27 protein-coding genes are annotated in these 25,620 nt (G+C 50.2%); 18 read left to right on the top strand and 9 right to left on the bottom strand.

Features of this window, described 5'->3' with window-relative positions; all coding sequences use genetic code 11:
• Position 1: 1 nt before the first annotated feature.
• The 4 genes from JSQ97_RS00760 to JSQ97_RS00745 form a co-directional block, all read right to left on the bottom strand.
• Positions 2-826: an MBL fold metallo-hydrolase gene (locus tag JSQ97_RS00760; protein WP_205074283.1), complete on the bottom strand. Its 825-nt coding sequence runs from the start codon at positions 824-826 to the stop codon at positions 2-4.
• Between the two features lie 330 nt (positions 827-1,156).
• Positions 1,157-2,104, bottom strand: a complete 948-nt coding sequence (gene rfbD / locus JSQ97_RS00755; protein ID WP_205074282.1) for a dTDP-4-dehydrorhamnose reductase — start codon at positions 2,102-2,104, stop codon at positions 1,157-1,159.
• A 17-nt stretch (positions 2,105-2,121) separates the two neighbouring features.
• Positions 2,122-2,853: a DUF6675 family protein gene (locus tag JSQ97_RS00750; RefSeq protein WP_205074281.1), complete on the bottom strand. Its 732-nt coding sequence runs from the start codon at positions 2,851-2,853 to the stop codon at positions 2,122-2,124.
• Between the two features lie 74 nt (positions 2,854-2,927).
• Entirely contained in the window at positions 2,928-3,860 is a 933-nt protein-coding gene (locus tag JSQ97_RS00745; protein ID WP_205074280.1) for a hypothetical protein, read from the bottom strand.
• Between the two features lie 211 nt (positions 3,861-4,071).
• Between JSQ97_RS00745 and JSQ97_RS00740 the strand changes: the two genes are divergently transcribed.
• The 5 genes from JSQ97_RS00740 to pcnB all read left to right on the top strand — a co-directional run bounded on the left by JSQ97_RS00740 (position 4,072) and on the right by pcnB (position 9,827).
• On the top strand, positions 4,072-5,007 hold the full coding sequence (locus JSQ97_RS00740) for an alpha/beta fold hydrolase (RefSeq protein WP_239446812.1): 936 nt from the start codon (positions 4,072-4,074) through the stop codon (positions 5,005-5,007).
• A 134-nt stretch (positions 5,008-5,141) separates the two neighbouring features.
• The gene (locus JSQ97_RS00735; protein ID WP_205074279.1) at positions 5,142-6,014 is read left to right on the top strand and encodes an Rpn family recombination-promoting nuclease/putative transposase; all 873 of its coding nucleotides are present in this window, start codon (positions 5,142-5,144) and stop codon (positions 6,012-6,014) included.
• 6 nt (positions 6,015-6,020) lie between these two features.
• On the top strand, positions 6,021-6,242 hold the full coding sequence (locus JSQ97_RS00730; protein ID WP_239446811.1) for a hypothetical protein: 222 nt from the start codon (positions 6,021-6,023) through the stop codon (positions 6,240-6,242).
• 316 nt (positions 6,243-6,558) lie between these two features.
• Positions 6,559-8,538, top strand: a complete 1,980-nt coding sequence (locus JSQ97_RS00725; RefSeq protein ID WP_239446810.1) for an InlB B-repeat-containing protein — start codon at positions 6,559-6,561, stop codon at positions 8,536-8,538.
• 182 nt (positions 8,539-8,720) lie between these two features.
• Complete coding sequence (gene pcnB, locus JSQ97_RS00720; RefSeq protein ID WP_205074278.1) at positions 8,721-9,827, top strand: polynucleotide adenylyltransferase PcnB; 1,107 nt, start codon at positions 8,721-8,723, stop codon at positions 9,825-9,827.
• Between the two features lie 220 nt (positions 9,828-10,047).
• On the opposite strand, the gene JSQ97_RS00715 is transcribed toward pcnB, so the two are convergent.
• Both JSQ97_RS00715 and JSQ97_RS00710 read right to left on the bottom strand, forming a co-directional pair.
• The gene (locus JSQ97_RS00715) at positions 10,048-10,956 is read right to left on the bottom strand and encodes a hypothetical protein (protein WP_205074277.1); all 909 of its coding nucleotides are present in this window, start codon (positions 10,954-10,956) and stop codon (positions 10,048-10,050) included.
• Between the two features lie 21 nt (positions 10,957-10,977).
• Positions 10,978-12,159, bottom strand: coding sequence for an RluA family pseudouridine synthase (locus tag JSQ97_RS00710; protein ID WP_205074276.1), 1,182 nt, complete (start codon positions 12,157-12,159; stop codon positions 10,978-10,980).
• A gap of 49 nt (positions 12,160-12,208) precedes the next feature.
• Here JSQ97_RS00710 and trpS point away from each other — a divergent pair, with 49 nt between their 5' ends.
• The 3 genes from trpS to JSQ97_RS00695 all read left to right on the top strand — a co-directional run bounded on the left by trpS (position 12,209) and on the right by JSQ97_RS00695 (position 14,674).
• On the top strand, positions 12,209-13,303 hold the full coding sequence (trpS, locus tag JSQ97_RS00705) for a tryptophan--tRNA ligase (RefSeq protein WP_205074275.1): 1,095 nt from the start codon (positions 12,209-12,211) through the stop codon (positions 13,301-13,303).
• A gap of 7 nt (positions 13,304-13,310) precedes the next feature.
• Complete coding sequence (locus JSQ97_RS00700) at positions 13,311-14,072, top strand: exodeoxyribonuclease III (RefSeq protein ID WP_205074274.1); 762 nt, start codon at positions 13,311-13,313, stop codon at positions 14,070-14,072.
• Positions 14,073-14,149: 77 nt separating this feature from the next.
• Positions 14,150-14,674, top strand: a complete 525-nt coding sequence (locus tag JSQ97_RS00695; protein ID WP_205074273.1) for a nitroreductase — start codon at positions 14,150-14,152, stop codon at positions 14,672-14,674.
• A 17-nt stretch (positions 14,675-14,691) separates the two neighbouring features.
• Here JSQ97_RS00695 and JSQ97_RS00690 read toward each other — a convergent pair whose 3' ends face one another.
• A complete protein-coding gene (locus JSQ97_RS00690; protein WP_205074272.1) occupies positions 14,692-15,546 on the bottom strand; it encodes a CPBP family intramembrane glutamic endopeptidase in 855 nt (284 codons plus the stop codon).
• Between the two features lie 74 nt (positions 15,547-15,620).
• Here JSQ97_RS00690 and JSQ97_RS13100 point away from each other — a divergent pair, with 74 nt between their 5' ends.
• The 8 genes from JSQ97_RS13100 to JSQ97_RS00650 all read left to right on the top strand — a co-directional run bounded on the left by JSQ97_RS13100 (position 15,621) and on the right by JSQ97_RS00650 (position 23,676).
• Positions 15,621-16,793, top strand: coding sequence for a flagellar brake protein (locus JSQ97_RS13100; RefSeq protein ID WP_205074271.1), 1,173 nt, complete (start codon positions 15,621-15,623; stop codon positions 16,791-16,793).
• 34 nt (positions 16,794-16,827) lie between these two features.
• Positions 16,828-18,003, top strand: a complete 1,176-nt coding sequence (locus tag JSQ97_RS00680; protein WP_205074270.1) for a hypothetical protein — start codon at positions 16,828-16,830, stop codon at positions 18,001-18,003.
• Positions 17,997-19,259, top strand: coding sequence for a ComEC/Rec2 family competence protein (locus tag JSQ97_RS00675; protein ID WP_205074269.1), 1,263 nt, complete (start codon positions 17,997-17,999; stop codon positions 19,257-19,259). Before JSQ97_RS00680 ends, JSQ97_RS00675 begins: the two co-directional genes overlap by 7 nt.
• Positions 19,260-19,625: 366 nt before the next feature.
• Positions 19,626-20,492 carry a 16S rRNA (adenine(1518)-N(6)/adenine(1519)-N(6))-dimethyltransferase RsmA gene (gene rsmA / locus JSQ97_RS00670; protein WP_205074268.1) on the top strand — a complete coding sequence of 289 codons (867 nt, stop codon included), beginning with the start codon at positions 19,626-19,628 and terminating at the stop codon, positions 20,490-20,492.
• Between the two features lie 23 nt (positions 20,493-20,515).
• Entirely contained in the window at positions 20,516-21,235 is a 720-nt protein-coding gene (locus JSQ97_RS00665) for a YggS family pyridoxal phosphate-dependent enzyme (RefSeq protein WP_205074267.1), read from the top strand.
• Between the two features lie 8 nt (positions 21,236-21,243).
• Positions 21,244-21,927: a hypothetical protein gene (locus tag JSQ97_RS00660; RefSeq protein WP_205074264.1), complete on the top strand. Its 684-nt coding sequence runs from the start codon at positions 21,244-21,246 to the stop codon at positions 21,925-21,927.
• 2 nt (positions 21,928-21,929) lie between these two features.
• Positions 21,930-22,928 carry an RluA family pseudouridine synthase gene (locus tag JSQ97_RS00655; RefSeq protein ID WP_205074263.1) on the top strand — a complete coding sequence of 333 codons (999 nt, stop codon included), beginning with the start codon at positions 21,930-21,932 and terminating at the stop codon, positions 22,926-22,928.
• A gap of 1 nt (position 22,929) precedes the next feature.
• On the top strand, positions 22,930-23,676 hold the full coding sequence (locus JSQ97_RS00650) for a pseudouridine synthase family protein (RefSeq protein WP_205074262.1): 747 nt from the start codon (positions 22,930-22,932) through the stop codon (positions 23,674-23,676).
• 98 nt (positions 23,677-23,774) lie between these two features.
• Here the strand turns inward: JSQ97_RS00650 and fic are convergent, their stop codons facing one another.
• Positions 23,775-24,656 (bottom strand): protein adenylyltransferase Fic, encoded by an 882-nt coding sequence (fic, locus tag JSQ97_RS00645; RefSeq protein WP_205074260.1) that lies wholly within the window; start codon positions 24,654-24,656, stop codon positions 23,775-23,777.
• Between the two features lie 122 nt (positions 24,657-24,778).
• Between fic and JSQ97_RS00640 the strand changes: the two genes are divergently transcribed.
• Both JSQ97_RS00640 and JSQ97_RS00635 read left to right on the top strand, forming a co-directional pair.
• Positions 24,779-25,012 (top strand): CopG family transcriptional regulator, encoded by a 234-nt coding sequence (locus JSQ97_RS00640; RefSeq protein ID WP_205074259.1) that lies wholly within the window; start codon positions 24,779-24,781, stop codon positions 25,010-25,012.
• The gene (locus JSQ97_RS00635; protein ID WP_205074258.1) at positions 25,005-25,277 is read left to right on the top strand and encodes a type II toxin-antitoxin system RelE family toxin; all 273 of its coding nucleotides are present in this window, start codon (positions 25,005-25,007) and stop codon (positions 25,275-25,277) included. The genes JSQ97_RS00640 and JSQ97_RS00635 overlap by 8 nt, the downstream gene beginning before the upstream one ends.
• Before the next feature lie 17 nt (positions 25,278-25,294).
• Here JSQ97_RS00635 and JSQ97_RS00630 read toward each other — a convergent pair.
• Positions 25,295-25,620: hypothetical protein (locus tag JSQ97_RS00630; protein WP_205074257.1), on the bottom strand; the 326-nt coding region annotated here is incomplete at its 5' end.

The raw sequence follows: 25,620 nt of genomic DNA, 5'->3' as shown, positions 1-25,620 counted from the left end.
ATTACAGTACGACGACACTGCCGGTCGCAAGGCGGCAGTCGGTTACGGCGTTTGTCTCTGCGATGATTTCATGGACGCGGTTTCCGCTGCAGTGACAGAATCCCGTCTTCCGTACGCCCGCCTTTTGCAGTTCTTCGATCGTTTTTCGGATGCGTTCGTCGTCGGCTTCGACCAAATGCGATCCCCCGTAGACGGCGGATACGGGTTTGCCGAAATGCGCGGCGACCGACGTCGTCATGTTGAGGATGCCCGGATGCGAGCAGCCGACGATGATCGTGAGAGACGCACCTCCGTCATATACGAGGCAGACTTCGTCGTCGAAAAAATCGCGGACGGTATTGCCCGTGACTCCTTTTACGAAGCGTTCGGGAATCGTTTCGAATGCATGAGTGCGGGCAAAACCCGAAAACGCGTACAGCGAATCGGTCAGTTGCAGGCAGCCGCAGCATTCTCTGTACGCGATACCGCGGGAAGTGAGAAACGCTTTATCGAAACTCGCACCGAGGTACGTAAACGCACCGTTGAGAAAATTGTATTTCGGAAGAAAAAAATCGGGGCCGGTAACGAGTTCGCGCACGCGATATTTTTCGGCAAAAGACGCAAAGCCGCCCGCGTGATCGTAGTGCGCGTGACTTATGACGACGCACTCCATATCGTCGAGAGGGACGTTCATGAGGCGGGCGTTGCCGGTAAAGATGCCCGTTGCGCCCGTGTCGAATAAAAAGGCTTTATCGTCGACGCGGAGCAAAAGAGAAAGGCCGTGTTCGACTGAAACCGATTTCAGTTCCGCCTGCGTGTTTTCGAGCAGCACTGTAAGGGTATTCATGGCTTCTCCGTTTTCGAATAATAATACTATTATACATCGTCAATTCCAAAAGTCAAGTTTTTCTTAATTACCTATCGATTTTATGGGTTTTGTACGACGGATAAAGCCTTCTGCGCGGGGAACTTCGCGCTTCGCGCTCGTTGCAAGGTTGCGCGGGGAACTTCGCGCTCTGCGCTCGTATGCGTATCTTGCGACAAGCACGCCGGTTCGAAGTATCGAGCGAAGCGTACACATATATCGCCTTTTCAAAGTTACCTCTGGACTGCAGTTTTTAGAGGTGCCCACAAGTTTGTTTTGTAAACTTCCGGTACGATCGACCCTGCCTGAACGCTAGCTTTCAAATCTGTCGCTTTTTATAAAGCGTTCAAGACTCGACTGCCATGAAGGTATTTTGATGCCGAGCGCCGTTTCGATTTTCGTACGGTCGAGGACGGAATAAGCAGGGCGCACGGCTTTCGTTTTGTATTCGTCGGACGAACACGGACGTACGGCGCACTCGTGCCCGATCCTGCCGTATTTTTTTCCGAAGTCATAGATCGCGCACGCGAAATCGAACCACGTCGCCTCCCCCGAATTCGAAAAGTGATAGATGCCGTAGGGAGCTGCGCTTTTTTTCCCGAAGAGGCTCGTAGCGCTTGTTTCTTTTTTTATTAATTTTATGACGGCGGATACGAGATCTCCGCAAAAAGTCGGGGTTCCCCTTTGATCGTTTACGACGCTGACGGATTCCCGCTCGTTCATCGCGCGCGTCATCGTATATACGAAATTGCGCCCGGTAAATCCGTAGAGCCACGACGTTCGGATAATATAATACTGCGTCATCGCCTGAGCGATGAGGTCTTCGCTTTCCGCTTTCGTTTTACCGTATACGTTTATCGGAGATTTTGGTGTGTCTTCCGTATACGGAATTCCGGAACTTCCGTCGAATACGTAGTCGGTCGAAATGTGGATCAGCTTTTCGCCGTGAGCTCTCGCCGTGCGCGCGATGTTGAGCGCACCGGTACAGTTTGTGCGGTATGCTTTTTCCGCTTCGTCTTCGGCTTTGTCGACCGCCGTGTAGGCCGCGCAGTTTATGATCCAATCGATTTTATTGTCTTTTTTTGCCTCGCGCGACGCGTAATATGATGAACTTTCGGTTTTATTGATAAAAGTTTCGAGCTTTTCGGTATCGGCGATATCGACATCGCTTCCCGTGCCTACGAACGGAATGCCTTCTTTCGAAAGACGATAAGCGAATTCGCGTCCGAGCATTCCCGTACAGCCGATGAGCCACAACATGGGGTGCGTCCTTTCGTCTAGAGCTTTTTAAAGATAAAATTGCAGAACGTTTTTATGCGGTTTATAAACGACGTTTCGATACGCTTTTCGAAAAAGATGATCTTTATCGCTTTGACGCCGCCCGCGCCGTATAAAATCCAATTGTCTCCGTCTCGGAAGAGCAGGATCGCGGATTTCATATTTCCGGGCTTAACGCATTTGATCTTCATTTCCTGCTGAATAAGCGTATTGTCATTTGTCGAAACGTAGTATACGAAGTCATCACCTCCGCTTATCGATATCGACGTTTCGATGAGACCGAAGGGTTCCATCGTCAAATCGGCTTTTACTTTGCGGGTAAGACCGTCATCTTCTATAAAATCGTCTTTGATAATGGCGGAGGAATAGAGGTCGTAGTATGTTTTATTGTGTTCCGAATAATACGGGATGCCGACGTAATCGGATATGTTCATGAGGGCGTCTTCGAGTCGGGCGGGTAAATCTTCGTTGCCTGCATAGGGTCTGACTTGGATCACTTCCGCGAGATACGACGGATTGAGGTCGTTTATGTCGCGTATGATTTTTTGTGCGCTTTCGCTCGACGCTTCGAGACACATATTCGACGCACGGCTGATGTTGCGCACGATGACTTTACCGCTTTCAAGGTCGGCGAGTTCGGCTTTCGAAAGCTTATCGTTGAACGGAAGCGCCGAAGCGGAAAACGCGCAGAGTACGGCCACAAAAAACGAAATCGATACTGTCTTTTTCATACGAGTGCTTTGCATTATACAGAGTAAACAGTTCTGCGGCAAGACAGTTACCGGAAAAACGAACTGAGGAGATCCTATGTGAGCGATCTGCGGTCGAGCTGCAAAACGATATTTTTTGAGCGGGCATAGCTTTTTAGCCAGCGCTTAACCGGAATTGTCCAGTCGTTTTCGTTTGCGCCTTCCAAAAGCAGGCGTTCGAACATAAAATGAATGTGCGCGCTTATTTTCTTTTTATCGCAATCGGAAAGCGTTTCGTCGTCGATAAACAGACTGTCGATGATATCGATGCCCGCGCTTATCGTAAATCGATCTTTAAGCACATACAGCATCATATACATCGCCGCGGGAATGCAGTTTACGCTGTGCTGTTTTACATACAGTACGCTTTCGATGATGCGCCGCGCGCCTTCTTTCAGTTCCTCCGTGTACGCTTTGCGTTCCTCTTCGGTAAAATCGCCGTTTTTAAAAACTTCCGCGTAATATACGGATGCGAGAATAACGATCGCAACGTGCAGGCTCGGAACGCACAGTAAATGAGGATCGAGCGCGTGGATCATTTTGAATGCCGCGTCCGTTTTATAATCGGGGCGCTTTGTCGTCGTCATGCAAAAGCGGTACACTTTTGCGGCATTTGCATACGCCGTTTCGATAAGCGAAAGATATTCGACGCAGTACGGCAGGGCTTTTTTTACGCCGAGCCGGCGGAACAAAAAAGTCATCGGTCGGATCCAAAAGTTTGTAAAGTTCAAATAGATTTTGACTTTGCATGGCGTAAAGGGGATCGATTCGTCCAAAGGATGCGACACGTCCAAAACGGGAATAGTTTTAAAGCGCCACTTTACCGAAAACTGCAGCCAAAAAAAATCGCGCACGACGGTACGCAAAAAACGGAAAAGCACTTTTGCACTTTTAATCCGAAACGGGATGATCAAATACGGAAGAAAGGCGTCGTAAGAATCGATCGATCGTATGGTCGGCTCTTTTTTTTCGGCAGAACTTTTTGCCATAAGAGCTATTCTATCGAAAACGGAAATTCGGTACAAGGTAAAGCTCGCTTGCTGAAGTTTGCTTGCTGTAAAATTCTCTTGGCATTCTTTATGGCAAGACACTGCAGAAAATACCGATTTTCGAAAATATCGCACGGTCGAAAGCGCAAGCGGTTTTTTGTCCCGCTCCGCGCTCTTTTCAATGCACGGCTCCTGCCGTTATAATAAAACCATGCAAAGGCGGCAATTTTTTCAAACGATGAGCGACGGAGAAGAAGTATTCGTCGCGCGGTGGATTCCGGACGGTGAAGTAAAGGGGATCGTACAGCTTTCTCACGGCATGGTCGAACACGCTCAGCGATACGAGCGGCTCGGGTCGACTCTCGCCGAAAACGGCTTTGTGCTGAATGCGCACGACGTACGCGGGCACGGAAAAACAGCAGAGCGCGCCGAAGAAAAGCACATCGGTATGTTCGGATTTCTCGCGGACAAAAACGGATTCGAGCGCGTTACGGAAGACGTGCGCGAAGTGCTCGAAAAAGCGAAAGCCGATTTTCCGTGCAAAAGAGCGGTGCTGCTCGGACACTCTTTCGGCTCTTTTGTCGCGCAGTCTTTTATAGAAACCTATGCGACGCTTATCGACGGCTGCATTTTGTGCGGGACTGCGGGACCCGCTTTCGCACTCGCCGCATTCGGCAATATCGTTGCACGCGTGATCGCGTTTTTCAAAGGAAAAAAACGCGCGTCTCCGTTTTTAAAACGGATGGCTTTCGGCGCGTACACGAAGAAAATCCCCGATTCGGTAAACGGGCAGGAGTGGCTTTCGCGCGATAAAGATGCGGTCGCGCGTTACATCGCCGATCCGTACTGCGGTTTTAATCCGACGGCGAGCTTTTACTGCGATTTGACGCACGGCCTTATGAAAATTCACAAAGGTGCAAACATACGAAAAATCCCGTCCGATTTACCGATTTTAATAATCTACGGCAGTGCCGATCCCGTCGGCGGCTACGGCAAAACGGTAGAAAAACTCTGTGCGATCTACCGGAAAAACGGCATACGGAATATCACTGCCAAAAAATACGAAGGTGCGCGGCACGAGCTTTTCAACGAAATCAATAAAGCCGAAGTCGAAAGCGACGTGCTTTCGTGGCTCGCCTCTCTCTAACGGTGCAAGTGGCGCGGGGAACTTCATGCTCGTTACAAGTACTGCGGGTACGAGTTCGTGATCGAATTTGAACGATGCTTTTGAAAAACCTCCGAAATCGCAATATTTCCGCGATATATATACGGAGGTATTTCATGCCAAAACACAATCGTCGGTATAAAGATTCGGTCTTCGTCGACTTCTTCGGCGAAGATAAAAACGCAAAAGTGAACTTCCTTGCCCTCTACAATGCGCTCCACGACACTCACCTCGACGTATCTGTCGAGCTCGAGCCGCTCAGGCTCGAACAGGTGATGTATATGGCTTTCCGCAATGACCTCGCGTATCTCATAGACGGTAAAATCATCGCTCTCGTAGAACATCAATCTACAATCAACGCCAATATGCCGTTGCGATTTTTGCAGTATGCCGCGCGCCTCTATGAGCGCATCGAAAACCCGCGCGACCGTTATCTCCGCAGGCTGAAAAAGATTCCTACGCCGGAGTTCTACGTGTTCTACAACGGCGAAGAGGATTATCCTGAAAATACAACGCTCCGACTTTCCGATGCCTTTATGCCGATACCCGAAAAACCTGCGCTCGAAGTCGTTGTCAGCGTGACGAATATCAATTATAATAAGGGGAGTGAAATCTTACATACGTGTAAACCGCTGAAAGAATACACGTTGTTCGTAGAAGCCGTACGGAAACACACGAAACTTGACAGTGAAAACGGCTTCCAAAATGCGATCAAAGAGTGCATACAAAACGACATCTTGCGGGAGTATCTGCAGCGAAAAAGCCGGGAGGTGATGAATATGTTAATTGCCGAATACGATTACGATGTGGACATAGCCGTACAACGGGAAGAAGAAAGAGAAATCGCTCTGCAGGAAGGCATTTCCGAAGGCGCATATCAAAAAGCGCTTGAAACGGCAAAGCTCATGCGAACGCACAGCTATCCGATTGCCGAAATCTGCACGATGACAGGTCTTTCTGCTGAAGAAGTTGAAAATCTTTCAGAATGAGTAGGAATGAATATGTTGATTGCCGAATACGATTACGATGTGGACATCGCCGTGCAGCGGGAGGAAGCGTTACAAGAAGGCGAAGCGAAAGGTTTTTCAGAAGGCATTTCCGAGGGTTCATATCAAGCGAAGCTCGAAACGGCACGCATATTAAAGCAATTGGGCGACTCGGCACAAAAGATAATGCAAGCGACCGGCCTCACCGAAGCGGAAATCGAACAGTTGTAAACAGAGCCGTCCCGCGCGGCAGTAATTCGTCACATCTCCGATTCGGCGTGCCCGCTCTGAAAACAATAATTAATAAAACGAAAATATCACGTGTCCTCGATAAATAATTAATAAAAGTTGTGAAAAGCGATGAAATATGTTATAATAATCATAGAATAGCGGAAGTGTTCGACATCGGAAGACGTGCATCCTGCAAAAGTTTTCAGAGGAGGTTTATGATGACTGTAAACAAGATGACCCCCGTACGTTTGTATAGGAGGGGGGGGGGGTATTCGGTAAAGCCCTTTTAAAAAGCGTCTCGATCGCAGCGGGCGCTTTGCTTTTTGCCGCATCGCTCGTTTTTACAGGCTGCTCGAACGGCAGCGATTCGGGAGGCGGCACTCCGCCCACACCGCCGACTAAATACGCCATAACATTCAGCGTGGACGGCGGAAACGGTACGCTTAAAGCGACAGTCGGCGGGGCGGAAATCAATTCGGGCGATAAGGTGGAACAGGGTAAAACGATTGTCTTTACGGCAACACCTGATTCGGGCTTTCATGTAAAGGGCTGGACGCTCGACGGCAACCCCGTAAACGGCACAAACAGTTCCTATTCATTTACTGTAACCAAGGCGGCCGAGGTTAAGGTGAGCTTTGAAAGCAACAGTACGCCGCTTCCGCAGTACGCCGTGAATTTCAGTGTGGAAGGCGCAAACGGTACGCTTAAAGCGAAGGCGGACGGAGTTACGGAAACGGAGGCAAGCCCCATAAATGTCGAAAAGGGCAAAACGGTAACCTTTACGGCCTTTCCGGCTGCGGGCTACGAGGTAAAAGAGTGGCAGATATTCGGCGCGGGAATGGCGTTTGAAGCGGGTACGGGAACTGCGGGAAACAACACGGCGAAGGTAAATCTTCAAGCCGATCTTACCGTAAAGGTGAGCTTTAAAGTGCAAACGCTTACTCCGAAGCACAAGGTAACGATGAGTGCCGGTGCAAACGGAAGCATAAGTGCCGAACCTGCCCTTCCTGCAGGCGGTATGGTAAATGAGAACACGACTATCGTCTTTACCGCCTCTCCTAATTCAGCAATCTACACGGTGGACGCGTGGACGATTACGGGCGGGCAGCTCCTTGCAGGCGGACAGGCGGGAAGCAGTACGGCGATGGTAAAAATAACCGAGCCGGTAACGGTTGCCGTGAGCTTTAAGTTAAAGCCTCCTACCACATATACCGTAATCTTTGGCGTAGACGGCACACCGCCGAACGGAAGCGTAAGCGCAACATACAAGGCGGACGGGGCAGCCTTTACTTCCGGCACTGCGGTTGCCGAAAACACCGTACTCGTCTTTACGGCGTCTCCTGCAACGGACTACAAGGTGGAAAAATGGACGGAAAACGGCACGACCGTTGAAGGCAATATCACAAACACCTACGAGCACACCGTAACAAAGGCGGCGGAGATACAGGTATCCTTTGTGTCTTCCGTAGAGATTCCCGATAATTTTACGCTCTCAGACGGTGCAGAGTATAAAGTAGTCGACAAGGAACAAAAGCATGTAATAATGACAAAGCGGGGAAACAATGCTGGCAACTATATTGTCTATACCGTCAATGTAAAGCCCGAATATTCGGGTATTACATACACCCTCACCGGTTTAAGCGAACAATGTATAAGCGACTTCGGCGGTTGGGGGATGTTAGAAGCTTTTGCGTTAAGCGGTCAGAGTAACTTTTTAAGCGTAGAAGGCGGGGTTTTATTCGATAAGCATAAAACAAAGCTGATCCGCTATCCGACCGGTAAGGCAGGCTCTTATACGGTGCCTGCTTCCGTCAAAGTATTGGGCAATAGCTCTTTTACCGACAGTAACAATCTTACTTCCCTTATTTTGCCGGACGGCCTTACAACGGTAGAAGATTTCGCTTTGCATTATTGCCTGAATTTACAAACGGTGAGCATTCCTTCGACGCTTACTTCCATAGGGGGCTACTTCCTTGCCTTCAGCAAGGTTGAAGATGTCAAGATTCCCGAAGGCGTTACCGAATTAAGCTACCAGTTCCTTGACGGCTGCTCGGCGCTAAAAACGCTTGAACTGCCTGCAAGCCTTACTACACCGGGCTGGTTGTTCTGCGAGGACTGTACGGCACTGCAAAGCGTTACCTGTAAGGCGGTAACTCCGCCTGCTCTGGAAAGCAATGCTTTTAAGAACGTGGTCTTAGCCGGCGTAACATTAAAAGTGCCCGCCGCCTCGGTCAGCGCATATGAAGGTACATCGATATGGAAGGACTTTAAAAAGCCGTTCGTGGCACTGCCGTAATTTAATGAGTAATTGTTTATTCCCGGCTTCCGTGTCGGGGATAAACCTCGAGTTTTTGCAAATCCTCACGGTTTTGCAAAAACATCGCAAAACTCGTCTTGAGCGATTTTTTCAAAATTTCCGTATCAAAGCGGACACGATGTATTGACGCGGACGGACTCATTCCTTATTATTAATTTATTGTGCTTATTCGCTATGGAACGGACGAACGGGGCAAACCCGTCAAAAAGGCTCTCATCTACACAAAACTTGAACACGGTATTTCAAAAGATAAAATCGACGCCGACGCGCTCAGGATAATCGAGCGGCTGCGCGGCGCGGGTTTCAGCGCGTACATCGTCGGAGGGGCGGTGCGCGATCTGATCGTCGGAAACGTTCCGAAAGATTTCGACATCGTCACCGATGCGACGCCGTCGCGTATCAAAAAAATCTTCAGAAACGCGCGCATCATCGGGCGCCGTTTTCGGCTCGTGCACGTCGTATTCGGTCCGAAAATCTTTGAAGTAAGCACGTTCCGCTCGACCGCCGACGGTTCGGTCGGAAACGAATTCGGTTCTATGGACGAAGACGTGAGGCGGCGCGATTTTACGCTCAATGCGCTGTACTACGATCCCGTAAAAGAGCAGGTCGTCGATTACGTCGGCGGCGTGCGCGATATCAAAAAGCATGTGCTCCGTCCGGTCATCGCGCTCGACCGCATATTCGTCGAAGATCCGGTGCGCATGCTGCGCGCGGTAAAGTATTCGGCGACGACGGGAGCGCGCATGCCTTTTTCGCTGAAATGCAAAATCCGAAAGAGCGCACATCTCCTCGAAACGGTGTCGGCGTCCCGCCTGACCGAAGAGCTTTTGAAAATCATCAACAGCGGGCGCGCGTACGATATCGTGCGCGAAGCGCTCGAAACCGACTTGTATATGTACTTGCAGCCCGCGGCAACTTCTCGCATGTACGAAAGCAAAGAGTTTGAAAGCGCCTATATGAAGCATTTGCAAGCGCTCGATGAATTGAGCGCATCGGACGGCGATGTGCGGCTCGGAAGGAAGCTCGTTTTTATTGTGCAGGATTTTATCGAAACGCTTACCGATTGGAAAAAAGAAGTCGCCCTTCGCACGCCTTCCGGAGAGCTGTACATACGGACGTGGAGCGAATGCAGAAAGTACGTGCTTCCGATGAATCCTCAGCGAACGGAGCTCGAATTCGCCGTACGCTCGGTACTGCAGACGCTCGGCGTTGCAGTCCGCTCTTCAAAAAAGCGGCGAAAATCGATCGAATATACAGACGATCAATAAGATCCCGTTTTTTGATTAATTAATAAAACTGAAAATGAAAATACCGCTTACGCCCGCGTGGAGCGGCGCCGAAGGCGGCCACTGGAGCGAGAAGAGCGAGCGAAGCGGCCGAGCGTGAGCGAGCCGCGGAAGGCGGGATGGCAAAAAAGTGCTGTCCGAAAATGTCAAAGGTAAAATCGAAAAATTATTAATTTTTTTATAAAACAAATTTCCGACAGCCTTACCCGGGAACGCGTTCGGTTACTTTGTCGATGATGATATTTGCTTCTTCGATAAAAGTGCCGGTCGTGCTTTCGACGGCGTCGATGATCGATTTTTGCAGTCCGTCGACGCGCTTTGTAAGCGGAAGCTCCGGCGCGGACTGGGCGTCCGAAGGGATGTCGATCGTGATCGTGAGTTTGTAGCCGCGGCTGTCCGCCGCGATCGAAATTTTTTTGACGATGATGGCTCCGTCAAGGCCTGCGATGCATGAAACGGTGAGCCGTACGATCGCGGCTTCGGAAACGTGCAGACGGTTTTGCTTTGAAAATTCCGGCTGGACGATCGATTTTTCGACGACTTTATTATCCTTGCGAAGAAGCGAGAGGGGATTGAGGCGGTGAAAGCGGAAGCGGATGCCGCCTGAAAATATTTTCGGATCGAGCTTCCGCACTTCCGCCGCCGCGACGGGGATAACGTGCTTGCCCTCGATTTGGCGCGACTTTACGGCGAGCGCGATTTCGTCTTCGGTCGAAATGTCTTCGATGCGGATTATCTTCGACGGCGGGGGCAGTTGCAATCGGGATGCGATGCGCATGACCATTTTTTCGGACGTGCCGAGTATGAGGATGCGCCTGATGTGATAGCGTTTGATTTTTCTCGCTATTTCGTCGCGGTGCTCTTTGTCGTCGAAAAGTGCAACGCGGACGGCACCCAAAAACGACTGTTCGCTTTTTGCCGAATGCCCCGCAAGAATTTTATCGGCTTGGATGAGCAGACCGTCGTCAATAATGGCGCGAAGCCCGAAACGCGCGGCGACGAGCTTTGCCTTATAGCTTTTGCCGGTGCCGCTTCCGCCGACGAGCGCGTATACGGTATCCGGTTTAAACGGCTGAATCAATTCGCTTACGACATTACGAAATATCCGCACTGCTTTGCCTTACATCCTTATCTACAGTATAAAGGACTTCCGCCAATTCGGCAATATTTTATCATTGAACGATTCGAAAGCGTGCGGCAACGACGAGGTGATGACGGGCGGAAGACCGACGGGATTTTCGCCGATGCGCACTTCGTACGCGTGAAGAAAAAAAGTTCGGGCTTCGTCGATGCGGCTTCCTCCGTACGCCGTATCGCCCAAAAGCGGAAAACCGTGAAAAGCGGACTGGGCGCGGATTTGATGCATACGCCCCGTTTCGATTTCGTATTCGGTGAGCGTTACGCTTCGTCCCTTGTACGATGCGCGGCAAAGCGGTTTCGCTTTTGTGATCGCGCGTTTTGCGCCGTGCATTGCGGCGCAGGCGTCATTTGCCAAAACGGAAGCGCCGGCCGCATTACAATCCCGCGTTCTGTCCGCTCCGCTTGTGAGGCTTTGCACGTCGCCCGCACCGGTCGTACTGCCGGACACGACGCGTACGGTATAAAAGAGCGCTTTCGGCTCATCGTTTTTTTTAATAAAATCTTCCCACACGCATTCGCTTTCCATGGTGCCATGGATGAGCGCGATATATTTTTTTCGTATGCGATGCGCTTTAAGCTCTCTTGAAAACCACGCCGCCCCTTCAAGACTCCACGAAAAAAAGAGGATGCCCGTCGTATTTCTGTCGAGGCGGTGGAGAGGGCCTGCGACAAAAGAGAGCGATCGTTTTTCTTTCGGTACGGATGCCGCGTAATAAGCGGCAATTTTTTCGGCAATCGAATTTTTTCCTTGAACCGCTACACCGTACGGTTTGTCGATGACGAGAAAATGTTCGTTTGCAAAAATGACGGTGTAGGGCAGGGGGGCTGCTTTGTTCTCTCGCTGATTTTCGATCGGGTTATTTTCGCTGTCCGAAGTATTTTTATCGCCGGATAAAGTGGGTACGTGTTCGTGTGAATCTTTTTCGATATCGGTGCCGTATTTTTCGCTGCCGGAGGAGTTTTCGTTTTGCAGCAAAAACGATGCGATCGATATGACATCTCCGCTTTCGATGCGCGCATCGGGTTTTACGCGTCGAGCGTTGACGAGGATGAGCCCTTTGCGGAGGGCGCCGTACACGGAAGAAAGATTCGCACCGTGCAAAAAGCGGCGGAGCACTCTGTCGACCCGTCTTCCGCCGTCGTCGCTTCCCGCAGCAAAATCCGTAAAATCCATAACCGACGACAGTATAGCTTACATCCGCGCGATGTGCTATATTCAAGCAATGAACGAACGCGATGAAATACAGTATGCCGACGAGAGCGGCACTTACGAAGCTTCTCTCGCCAAAAGCCGGGAAATCGAAAAAGATATTCAACTGAATCCGAAAAAATACCGCGTACTCACGGGCGACCGTCCGACGGGAAGGCTGCACATCGGGCACTATTTCGGCTCGCTGCAAAACCGCGTGCGCCTGCAAAATCTCGGCGTTCCGACTATGGTGCTGATCGCCGATTATCAAGTGCTCACGGATCACGACGCTTTCCGCGAAATCAGCCAAAATACGAAACAGCTCGTCATCGATTATCTTGCGGCGGGGATCAAACCGGGAAAAGACGTCGTCATCTATCCGCACAGCTACGTACCCGAATGCAATCAGCTCATGCTGCCGTTTTTGACGCTCGTGTCGAACGCGGAGCTTATGCGGAATCCGACCGTCAAAGAGGAAATACAGTCCGCCGGTATAAAAAACGTAAACGCCGGCATGTACACGTATCCCGTCCATCAGGCATGCGATATCCTCTTTTGTAAAGCGAACGTCGTTCCCGTCGGAAAGGATCAGCTTCCGCACCTCGAAATGACGCGCACGATCGCGCGGCGCTTCAACGACCGCTTTGCAAAAGAGGCTCCCGTGTTTCCCGAACCCTATGCGCTCCTTTCGAAAACGCCGAATATCAAAGGGCTTGACGGCAGCCAAAAGATGAGCAAAAGCCGCGGCAACGCGATCATGCTGTGCGCGAGCGAAGACGAAACGGCGGCTTTGATACAAAAAGCGAAAACCGACGGCGATCGGCGGATCACCTACGATCCGGTAAATCGTCCCGAAGTGGCGAACCTTTTACAGCTCATTTCGCTGTGCACGGACGAAGCTCCCGAATCGATTGCCGAGCGTATCGGAGACGGCGGCGGAAAAATGCTTAAAAGCCTGCTCGCCGAAAGCCTCAACGAAAAACTCCGCCCGCTCCGCACCGAGCGGAAAAAACTCGAAAAGGACGAAGCGTATATCAAAAGCGTCCTCACCGACGGCATACGAAGTGCACGCGCCGTCGCGGAAAAAACGCTCGACGAAGTGCGGACGGTCATGAACATGGCGATATAGGGAAAGTATGAACATCATTTCGTGGAACGTAAACGGTATCCGCGCCGTTGAAAAAAAAGGATTTGTCGACTGGCTCGCCTCCTGCAAAGCCGATATCGTGTGCATTCAGGAAACGAAAGCCAAACCCGAACAGCTTTCGTCCGCTCTTTTGCAGCCCGACACCTACACATCCTTTTTCGCATCGGCACAAAAGGCGGGCTACAGCGGCACGGCGATCTATACGAAAAAAACGCTCGACAAAGTCGAATACCTCGGAGATGCCGCCTACGATGCGGAAGGAAGGGTCGTGAGCGCATATTTCGGAAAACTCGTCGTCATAAGCGCGTATTTTCCGAACAGTCAAGACGGCGGCAAACGGCTCGAATACAAGCTCGGCTTTTGCGCTTCGATTTTAAACTATCTCGATACGCTCGTCAAAAAAGGTTTCGACGTCGTGCTGTGCGGCGACTACAATATCGCGCATAAACCGATCGACTTGGCAAACCCTAAAGCGAACGAAGGCAATGCGGGCTATCTTCCCGAAGAGCGGGCGTGGATGGACGAATTTACATCAAGCGGCTATAGGGATACGTTCCGAATGTTTTGTACGGAACCCGAACGGTATACGTGGTGGAGTTACCGTTTTCACGCGAGGGAAAAAAATATCGGATGGAGAATCGATTATCAGTGCGTAAACGAAAGCTTTGCACCGCGCGTAAAGTCGAGCGAGATTTTGAGCGACGTTACAGGTTCCGATCACTGTCCGATACGGCTCGAAGTCGACGCATAACCCCAACGCTTCCGAAGGCAGCGGTTTCGCTTTTTTACTCGTGCGGAGAATTAATATCGATAGAATATGGAGGTACTATGAACGAAATCATCGATGCGATAAAAGCGCGGCGAAGCACAAAGAGCTTTAAAAGCGATGCCGTGTCGAAGGAGATCATCGATCGCGTCATTGAAGCGGGACTTTATGCCGCGAGCGCGCAGGGAAAACAGGTGCCGATCATCGTCGCCGTGACAAATAAAAAACTCCGCGACCGATTGTCGGATATGAACCGCAAAGTCGGCGGCTGGGACGAAGGCTTCGATCCGTTTTACGGAGCGCCCGTCCTACTCATCGTGCTTGCCGACAAAAGCTGGCCGAACCGCGTTTACGACGGGAGCCTCGTCATCGGGAATATGATGCTCGCCGCACATGCGCTCAAAATCGGAAGCTGTTGGATCCACCGCGCGAAAGAAGAATTCGAAAGCGATGAAGGTAAAGCGATCTTAAAAGAGCTCGGTATTGAAGGCGAGTTCGAAGGGATCGGCCACTGCGTGTTGGGTGTGCCTGCAGCCGATCGCGAGATGCCGCCTCGAAGGGCAGGCCGCGTATTCTATGCCGAATAAGGCTTTCGGGCAATACGTCAGTGCATATGCGCAAAGAGGACGAGAGAGAGCATATTGTACGCAAAATGCGCAGCCGTATTCGTCCACAGCGTACCGCTTTTTTTGCAGCAGATGCGGAGCATGATGCCCGCAAAAAAAGCGTTCACGACCGACGGTAGTCCGAGATAGCGGTGCGAGAGCGCAAAGGCGGCGACGGAGAGCATTTCGGAAATCCGGACGGCCGTTTCAGCGCGTTTTTTCCGCGCCGTGTTTTTACCGGCGATGTTTTCACCGGAGGCACTTTCAGCGTTCTCTTTTCGAACCGCGCTTTCGTGTGCGGCGGGTTCCGCGCTTTTTTCCCGCACCGGATTTTTATGTACGGCTTCTTCGCTCGCAGCGATTTCTTTTTTCGTTTCCGCATCGTTATTTTTGCTTTTTAAAAAAACGTCTTTTAAAACCGCTCCGAGCATTTCGGGGAGATAGAGACGGTAGATCGCTTCTTCGTAAAACGAAGCGCACGCAAAATTGGCAATACAAAAAAACGTTTCGGCAATCGATGACGGAAGCGAGGGGTGCAGGTTTGCTTTTCCGCCCGAAAAGCGGACGGCAAGTTCAACGACTGAAGCGATGACGCACAGCGAACCGAACGAAGCGATGGCCCAGCCGGTCTGCACGAAACGGAATGCATCGGCTTTTGAGCGTTCGGCCGAAGGGGGAAAGGAAAAACGTACGAGCGCAAATGCGAGCGCCGCATAGCACAGCGGTTTAATCGGAAATGTCCACGAGGAAAATGCCCGCGCCGGAGCAGAGCCTGGAAAGAGCGGCGGGATGACAAAGAGGCATAGGGATGCGGCAAAGACGGCGTTCCGCCGCAGATTTTCAGATATTTCCATATTCCTATACGTACACTATGAAAAGCTGCCGATTTGTGATACAATAAAATCAATTATATAATATTGAGGCCATTGTGTATATCCTAAAAGTCATCGCCGTTCTTGCGGCCATTATCGTTGCTCTGACGTTCGCGCAAATGTATCGGAAAAAAATAAAATTTTTTTTGACCGGTTTCGATTCCCGTTTTTCGCTTTCGGAAATAGACCTCTTGTGGCGGACAGCCGCCGTGTGCGGTCTTGACGATCCGCACTCGCTGTTTTGGTCAAAGCCTGCTCTTTCGCGCTGTATCTCCGAAATCAGATCGAATGCGGAGAGAGCGAACGATCCGGGCATGCAGCATCTGCTCGCAAAGCTCTACGCATACCGCACACACATCGAAGCGGAAGCGTCCCAAAAACGCGGACTGACTTCGACGCATTCGCTCGAAAGCGGACTGCGCCTGAGGATCGTGCTTGCGGGAAGGGGCGTGTTTGCGGCGAAGATCGTCAACAACGCGCGCGAGCTGACGATAAGTTTTCCGACGCAAAACGGACAGATGCCCGTCGAAAGCAAAGATTGGGTCGGAAAATCGATAAGCGTGTACCTCTGGCGCACCGGCGATGCGCGCTATATTTTCGATACGACTGTGATCGGAAGCGGCGTATTTTTCGGCAAAGCGGTGCTGTATCTCAAGCACACGGAAAAACTGCTGCGCACGCAAAAGCGGCATGCGGTACGCACAAAGTGCAATATGTATGCGAGTCTTTTTATTATTAAAAATAAAGTGATCGATTACAATATAGTCGAAACGCAGCCGGGGTACCGCTGCCTCATCGAAGATATTTCCGAATCGGGAGCTATGGTGCGGATCGGCGGCAAAGGCGTACCGAATATTCAGTTGAAACTGCAATTTACGATCGAAGGAAAATTGATAATCATGTTCGGCGTCGTACGCACGGTCGAATACAACAGCGCTATCGACCAGTCGCGCCTTCACTTCGAATGTGTGCACGTCGAACCCCGGATGAAAAACCAAATTTTGAGTTTCGTGTATAATATCATGTCGCCCGAAGAGCGTAGAACATACGAGCTTTTTTCTGTTGCGGAAAATCTCGAAGATGCGGAGCACGGAGCGGAGATGCGGGACGATGCGGAAAAGGCGGAAGGGTCAGCGGAATCGGATGCGGCGTTTGCCTATGAACTGGCCGATACGAAGATACCCGACACAACGGATGCATTGATCGGCAGTGTACTCGGTAACGGCTGAGGGGACGCGGTTGTTTTATATTAACGAGGTGAAAATGAACAGATGTTTTATAAGGACGATTATTGCGCTTTTGTGCGCTTCCTCTTTTGCTTCTTCCGCTCCGCTTCGCATACGATTTGTCAAAGGCAATATCGCCGATAAAACGGCGGCGGTGCGCGAAAGTTCGGGAGATGACGCTGCGTTTCTCTCAAAAGAAGCGATCGATTTTGCGCTCGAACACAAAGCGCTGCTCGGAAACGACCGCGATTTGGACGGACTTGCGCTTGCGGGCGTGCTTGCGCTCCCGGCAAATTCGGTCGCTTCGCTCGATTACGGGGGGCGGGAAGCGCTTTCAGAAAAATTCGTAAAACTCTTTTCGCTTTTTTCGAGCGATACGGTGCGCATCGCCCTCCTCAATAAAATACTCGCTCTCCGCGATTCGCTTCCTCCCGAACCCTGTGTCGCTCTTTTAAACGACTACCTCGCAAACGCTCAAGGCGCTGCCGGTGAAAACGGCGTCGTAAAAGCGGCCGTGCGTACACTGGGCGAAATCGGAGACAGCCGTTCGTTTTCCGTACTCTTTGCGTCCCGCCGACAGCAAAAGTGGCCGCAATACGGTAAAGACATCGACGATGCGATAGCGCTCCTGTCCGACAAATCGCTTCCGCAAGTGATCGCCGTCATCCGCGAAGGAAACGTCAAAAGCGACATACGGCCGCTGTTCGATGTGCTCATCAAAAACGAAAAAATATCCGCAGCTTTTAAATCGGAAATCGCCGAAAATGTGCTGTCGGAGACGATATATATAGCGAACAACGCTTCGTCGATAACGAGGGAAACGGTAGGCCTGCAAGTCGATGCGCTCGACGTTATCGTAAAAAACAAGTGGACGCGTTCGGCTCCGGCAGTGCTTTCGTTTTTCGATCTCGCCGAGCGCGAATACAGCGCGGGCGTTATGACCGACGGCGAATTTGTCAAAACGATAAACGCCGTCGCTGACATAGCGCCGGTCGACGCTTCATCCCGCCTTGCGTCCCATCTCGCAGCGTTGAACAGACAAACCGAAAGCGGCGCAAAGGTGTCCGACACGATTGCGCTCGCTCTTATCGGCGCGCTCGGCAGGATCGGCAATAAATCGTCGTTCGACACGCTTTTGTACGTGACTTATGTCAACTATCCCGAACCGGTGATTGCCGCAGCCCGCGACGCGCTCGCGAGGCTTAAATGGTGATAGGAAAAAGACTCAAACATCCTCTTTTTTGTGCGGCGATTATCTCATCCGTTTTGGCGTACGGCGGCATCGTTCCCGTTAAAAACCGTCACGCGTTCGCATCCCTCGTTCCGACACTCGATATCGTTTCGATGCACGGTACTGTCGTTTCAAATCCCGTAAAATCGCAAAAGAGCGGTGCGTATTCGATCGAATTTGCGCCAGACTTCGTCGTATCGAAAGCCGGCGTAAAAAGTTCCGCTAGAGGCCGCGTCGCAGTGTTTATCGATGAAAAAACGGTCGAAGCGTATTTTCCGGGAAAACTCTATTCGGCTTCTTACGGAAAGGGAGCCGTCCTGTGTGAAAGCGGCGCACGGCTTTTTCTTTCGGGAAGAGCGGGCAAGGGCGGCGTTTTTTTCGTTTCAAAGGCTAAAAGTTTAGGCTGGGGACAATCGATTTCGGGAAAACTTGCGCGCCTCCGAGCTCTTTCCCGACTTCAGTTCCGCCGTCTCATGTACGCGTGGGGCGGGGCGGGAGGGCTTTTGCTCGCCCTCCTTTCGGGTTCCCGTGAATACACCGACTCTGCGGTTTCGGACGCGTTTCGCAATGCCGGGCTTTCGCACATCCTTGCGCTTTCGGGCATGCATTTATCGCTCGTGTCGGGCATCGCGCTTTTTGCGGGTATGAAGATTTTCGGAAAAACGAAATCGTATATTTTTCAATTCTGCGCCGTATCGCTTTTCGTGTGGTTTGCAGGTTTTTCGCCTTCTCTTTTGCGCGCGTTTTTATGCAGCGTGCTGCTCCTTTTGTGTTCCGTGTGCGGCATCGCAGGAGCGGATACGGTTTTGATTTTGTGCGCGGCCTTTATCCTGCACGTCCTGATCGCGCCCGCCCACATTTTGAGTGCGGCTTTTATGCTTTCGTACGGTGCGCTTTTAGGCATTTTACTTTTTTCGGAAACGCTGAACGCTTTTTTGATCCGCGCTCTGCCTGAAAAATTTTCCACACCTCTTTCCGCATCCCTCGGCGCACAGACGCTCACCGCTCCGGTGACGCTTTCGCTTTTCGGAACCTTTATGCCCGTCGGCATCGTCGCGACGGCACTCGTTTCGCCCCTTGTAACCGTGTTTGTCTATGCGGGCATCGTCTGCATTGCGCTTTCGCTTGCCCTGCCGTTTTTTGCGCCCCTTGCGGGAGCAGTGATGAACGCGATCTACGGACTTATAAAACTTCTCGTGCTTTTTTTCGCACGCGCTCCGTACGTGCACATCGCGTAACGGGTACGGATGTCGTGTCGGAACTTTGTAAAATACAGTAGTGAGGTGTACACGGTTTGAGCAGGGCAAGTGCGCCGGAAATGTATAGACAGAAAAGAAGCGTGTGCTAAAATAAAGAAGGCGGAACGCGAGGCAGCAGAACTGCCGCCGAGCCGCTCAGACCGATGGCAAGCAAACTTTTTGTGAAAAAAGTTTGCGCAGTCCGATTCCGATCACGGTCTGCCGCGGTGAACGGCAGGGCTGCTGACGGGAGTGCAGCCGTTTTTTTACAGTACGCGCTATTTTGAGAAAATATATTTCCGGCGTACTTGCCTTGTTATGCAGGATTTACAAAAATCGCCGTTCGGGCTACTATGACTTTTGCGTATGACGATCCCTGACTACAATTCACCGGCAGCTCTCAAAGCTCTCCTCGATGCGAACGGCTTTTCGATGCAAAAAAAATTCGGACAAAATTTTCTCGTAAACGCACAGGCGCGTGAGCGGATCGTCCGTGCTCTCGAAATAGAGCGGGGAATGCGCGTGTGGGAAATAGGGCCGGGACTCGGTTGCATGACAAAGCTTTTGCTCGATGAGGGTGCCCGTGTTACGGCGTTCGAAATCGACAAGGGATTTATAAAACTGCTTTCAGATTTTTTTAAGGCGGAAATCGAAGAAGGCGCGCTGAGAATCGTTTCGGGCGATGTCGTAAAAACGTGGAAAAGCGCGTATGAGGATTCGGGACTGCCGGACAGATTTTTCGGTAATCTCCCGTATTCGATTGCGGCATCCCTCATCGCCGACACGATAGAGCGCGGCGCAAGATTCGACAAGGCTGTCGTTACGGTACAAAAGGAAGTCGCCGATCGGATGACGGCAAAAGAAGGAGGGGACGAGCGATCGTCGTTTTCGGTACTGTGTCAGTGGGCGTACGACGTCAAAGGGCTTTCCGATTTGGCTTCCGGAAATTTTTGGCCGAAGCCGCACGTCGCCTCGCGCGCCGTCGTTATGACGAAAAAAAGCGATTTTCCCGCGTGTGAAAATCCGTCTCTTTTTATAAAGATGCAGCGCGCTCTTTTTTCATCGCGCAGAAAAAATATCCGAAATAATTTAACGGCCTTTACCGGAAGCGCAGAAAGAGCCGAGCGTGCGCTTACGCTTGCAGCTCTCGATCCTTCGCTCAGGGCGGAGACGCTGTCTCTTGCAGAACTTTTGCGGTTGTCCGATGCGCTCAATAGCGCTATACTTGCGTGAAGTGCGATAAAAAGAAGGCGGTTATGGATACGGAACGGATAGCGGAGAATCTCAAACGAGTCGTCGAATCGGTGCGGAACGCCGAACGGAGAGCCGGAAGAAAAGAGGGAAGCGTAAAGCTCCTCGCCGTAAGTAAATTTCATCCGGCGTCTTCCGTCATTGCGGCGATCGGAGCGGGACAGAGCGCATTCGGCGAAAACCGCGTTCAGGAAGCATACGAAAAATTTAATAAAATTTATGAAGACTTTCCGTCGGCCGAACTGCACATCATCGGAACGCTGCAAAAAAACAAAGCCGCCCGCGCGGTGCGGATCGCCTCTTGCATAGAATCGGTCGACAGGCTCGGCATTATCGAAGAACTCGAAAAACAGTGCGCGAAGATTGATAAATCGATCGATATTTTATTGGAATACCACACGGGCGAAGCGTCGAAGGCAGGCTTTCTTTCATACGAAAATATGTACGAAGCGCTTCGCTATTGTGCCGAAGGAAATGCGCCGCATATCGTACCGAAGGGTTTTATGACGATGGCGCCTTTTACCGACGACGAAATTGCCGTGAGGAAGTCCTTCGTTTCGCTCCGCGATGCTTCGGAAAAGCTGCAAAAAGAGTTTCCCGCTTTCGATCTTACAACTCTTTCGATGGGAATGTCGGCGGATTATAAAATCGCGATCGAAGAGGGTTCTACCGAAGTGCGCATCGGAACGGCTATTTTCGGCGAGCGGGAGACGGCGGCGTTATGAGGCTTTGCGTGAGAAAATGCGCAGTCCTGCTTTTATTGTGCGTCATCGCTTTTCCTTGCCGTGCGAAAGAAGCGAAAGATACGACGCCTGTCCCGTATACGGACGATGAGTTTCCTCAATTTATGAAAGATTTGCGGAGGGCGGAAATCATTTCGTTCGGTGCGCTCCCCTTTGTGACGCTTACGTCGACGATCGTGTATTCGTCCGCACGCTATGCGCAGCACGGCTTCGATTCCGAGTATTTTCCGAATCCCTTTGCAAAAGCGTCGGCGAGCAACGGTTATTCGACGGCAGAACAGGCGGGTATTTTGCTCACATCGGCGGGCATCAGCGTCGGCATCGGACTTACCGACCTCCTCGTTTCGGTGATCAGACGGAAGACCGCAAAGAAAAAACTGGAGCGGAAAGAAAAAGCGCCCATCGTCGTCACGCCGATAGCCGAAGACGAAGATGCCGTCCGCATCGATATGCCGCCGAGAGAGGCACCGCCCGGCGGAACTCGGAGCGATGCCGCGAATTCCGATAGTGAAGAACAAAAAGCGTCGCAGGAAGGTGCGGACGCGGAAAACGATGCGGGCGGAAAATCGGATGCGGCACAATTGAATACGCCGCCCGATGAAAAACCTGTAAGCGAGGCGGAAGGGCGAGAGGCATCTTCTGAGCTTGCGCTCGAAAGGCAAAGCGGAGACTAGCGGTGCCGTCTTTCAGCGTACAAGTTCCCGCCGATTTCCAGGGCAGCCTCCGGCTCGACAAATACATCGCCTCTCTTCCCGGCGGCATGAACCGCTCGAAATTGAAATCCTGCGCGATCGAAATCCTCGTAAACGGCAAAACGCAAAAACTTTCGGCCGCCGTAAAAGCGCTCGATATCATCGACGTGCAATGGGACGATAATGTTCCCGACAACATAACACCGGAAAATATCGCGCTCAGCGTACTGTATGAAGACGAAAACGTCGCCGTCGTCGATAAAGCGCAGGGTATGGTAACGCACCCGGCGGCGGGCAATTGGACGGGTACGCTCGTAAACGCGCTCTTATACCGTTGGGGCAGATCTTCGATTTCCCGCATAAAAGATACGCCCCCGTCTCTCACCGCGTCTTCGAGGAGACCCGGCATCGTACATCGGCTCGACAAAGATACATCGGGACTCATCATTACGGCAAAAAACAGGGACGCCGAAGAGTGGCTCGGACAGCAGTTCGCCCGCCGCTTCGTACAAAAAGAATACATCGCGATCGTAAAGGGAAGGCCGCCCGCTCTCGCAGGCGACATCAAAACGCAGATCATCCGCGATCCGAAAAACAGAAAGCGTTTTAAAGCCGCAACGCAGACGGAAGACGGAAAGAGCGCACGGACGATTTACCGCTGCATCGCCTCTTACGGAAACTATTCGCTTATGCGCCTGCGTCTCAAAACGGGGCGCACGCATCAAATACGGGTACACATGAAATACATCGGCTGTCCGATTTTGGGAGATACGGTTTACGGAAAAAAAGACGATGTTTTTCCCGAAGCTCGCCTCATGCTCCACGCAAAAAAATTGACGATACGCTTGCCGGGTAAAAAAAAGTTTTCGACATTCCGCTCGGCCGTTCCCGATCGCTTTCGAACGACGCTTTCTTTTCTCAAAAAAAACTATCCGAAAGAAGTGCCCGTGTGGGGAAAAAATCATGCAAAGAAAAAGAGATGACATGCCGATCTCACGGATCGACGTGATCCGCGAAGCGTCGAAGGATTCGCCTTTTTTAATAATCAAAAAACCGCGCGGCACGGCATCCGCTCCGCTTTTCGAAGGAGAAAAAAACTGCGCCCTAACGCTTGCCGCAACCCTCTTTCCCGAACTGCAAAAGGTCAAAGGCAAAAAGCCGTGCGAATACGGTTTGATTCACCGGCTCGACACGCAGGCATCGGGACTTTTACTCATCGCGGCGACGGATGAAGCGTATGCGTTTTTTTTCGAAGCGCAAAAAAAAGGCGATTTTATAAAGACATACCGCGCGCTTTGCAGCGACGACGAGGGGAATGCGGCAAGGCTTGGCGGATTTCCGAAACCCGTTTCGGTGCGTCCGTTGAAAGAAGAAGATGAGTTTTCCGCATCGTCTTATTTTCGCGCATACGGAAAAGGGAGAAAAAGCGTGAGACCCGTTACCGAAGATTCGAACGCGGCGGCGTTGAAAAAAAAAGGAAGCGCGCTTTATACGACGCATATAAAAATCGCCGAGCGGACAGCGGAGGGCATCATTGCGCAGTGTTCGATCGCAAAGGGTTTCCGCCATCAAGTGCGCTGCCATCTTGCGTGGAACGGACTTCCCGTCGTCGGAGACGAACTGTATAACGCAGGCTTCGGAGGCGAAGCGCTCGAGTTCGAATGCGTCGCCCTTGAGTTTACAAATCCCGTGACGGGTGAGCGGGTGAGGGTAGGTACGGATTTCGTTTAGGCCGAATGTCGAGAGTTGCGAATAAAACTGCAAGACGCATCATTCATCGATATCTCCGAGTAGTCGATTACCGACTTATAAAAACGGAATCGCATCGTTTACTCCGCCTCTTCATAATAATATGAATAGTCGATGCCTTTCATAAACATTTCCCTGTCAGCGATTTTATCGGTCAGAGCGTTTTGCAATAAAAACTTTATTTTGCTTGAATCGGTTATACTTTCAGCCATAGCTTCCAAATATTCTTTTTTATTGATTTTACTCCAGTCGACGCATTTTTTTAGCGCGCGTTTTAACATCAAATCGAGCCAGATCCTTGTCGTCCTTCCGTTGCCTTCGCGAAACGGATGTGCGATATTCATTTCGATATATTTGTCGGCAATCTGTTCGAATGTTGAATCGCTCATTTTTTCTATCCCGTCCAAAGTTTGCGGAAGGAATTCCGCAGCGGCAAATTTGAATCCGCCTTTTGAAATATTCACTGTCCGTATTTTTCCTGCAAACTCGTAAAGACCGCCGAACAGGTATGCGTGAATTTGCTTGAGTCCGTTTATCGTTCCGATTTCTATACTGTCGAAAAGCGAGCTTTCAAAAAGGGCATAGGCTTTTGTTTTGCTTTTGCCGTCGATCGTTTCATCGCTGTAGGTAAACCACTGAATGAAGGGGGCGGATTTGTTATTGGGAAAGTTTTTTGCAAGTTCAATTACCTGATTATAGTCCATAACATTTGAAAGACGTTTTTTTCCGTCGGGCGCAGTCAATTTGAACTGGGTAGTGACGCTACCCAGTTGATTATGTTCTTTTTTCAGCTTTGCTTTCAAATATTTCCAGTAGTTACGGTTCTTTTCATATTCGCTCTGTTCGTTCAAAACTCCGACAATATCAAGTACGCTGAACCACCATTTGGAATTTTCCTCATCCCAGACGGCACGCACTTCCTTATTATTGAAAAAGCGAATCGATATTTTATTTGTACCCACGAAACCATGATAGCATGATTTTTGAAAACAAGCTATTGAAATGTGTCAATAAAAATGGTAACGACCGTAATAACCGATTGACATTTTGAATATAAATGAATATATTTGAAGCAGAGGGTAAAATGGCAAAGACAATTACCGTTCGTATAGATGACAGTACATATAATATTTTCAAACTGGCTGCTGCAGGGCAGAAAAGAACAATCTCAAATTATCTGGAATATGCAACGCTCAATTACACTATGAATGAGGCGGTTGTCGATGATATGGAAATGAATGAAATACTCAAGTGTGAGAAAGATATTAAAAAAGGTTTATCCGATATTTCAGCCGGAAGGTATCGAATAATTGACTAAGTATCGAATAGCGGAAACCGAAACGTTTGAGAAAAAGATAAAATCTGTAAAATATAAATCTTTATACAAAAAGATTACGGAATATGTATATCCGATATTACGTGAAAATCCCTATTTCGGCTCAAATATTAAAAAGCTCAAAGATAATTACAAAGACCTATATCGTTTCAGAATAGGGGATTATCGTCTGTTCTATAAAATATCGGAAGATACGGTTATCGTATTTATAGTGGATATTGAAGCACGAAAAGATACTTATAGATAATATTTTCTTTTATAATATCATCTTTTATTATACAATTTCATTTTCTTAAGTTCTTCCACAGTATATTCAGGGTGATTTTTTACGTACTCTTCAAGTACGGGCATACCCCATTCTTCTATCCAAGTATATTTATACCGTAAGATATCATATCCTAATTTTGTTATCCCGTATTTGGTATCAAGGAACGTATCGGAAATATCAATTTTATTAAAATTAAACGGTATCGTTTGAATTAACGCAATCGGAAACTTTTCCAGTTTTCCGATTTTTATAAATTTTTCTTTATTAAAATATGAAATATCTTGAATTTCAGGATTTCCCCCGGAATGATACGCCTCTATCG

The sequence above is a fragment of the Treponema sp. Marseille-Q4523 genome (assembly GCF_016901105.1).
In the GTDB taxonomy this organism is placed as follows: domain Bacteria; phylum Spirochaetota; class Spirochaetia; order Treponematales; family Treponemataceae; genus Treponema_D.
Note: the sequence above shows the minus strand (reverse complement) of the source record. Positions and strands in the feature narration are given on the sequence as shown.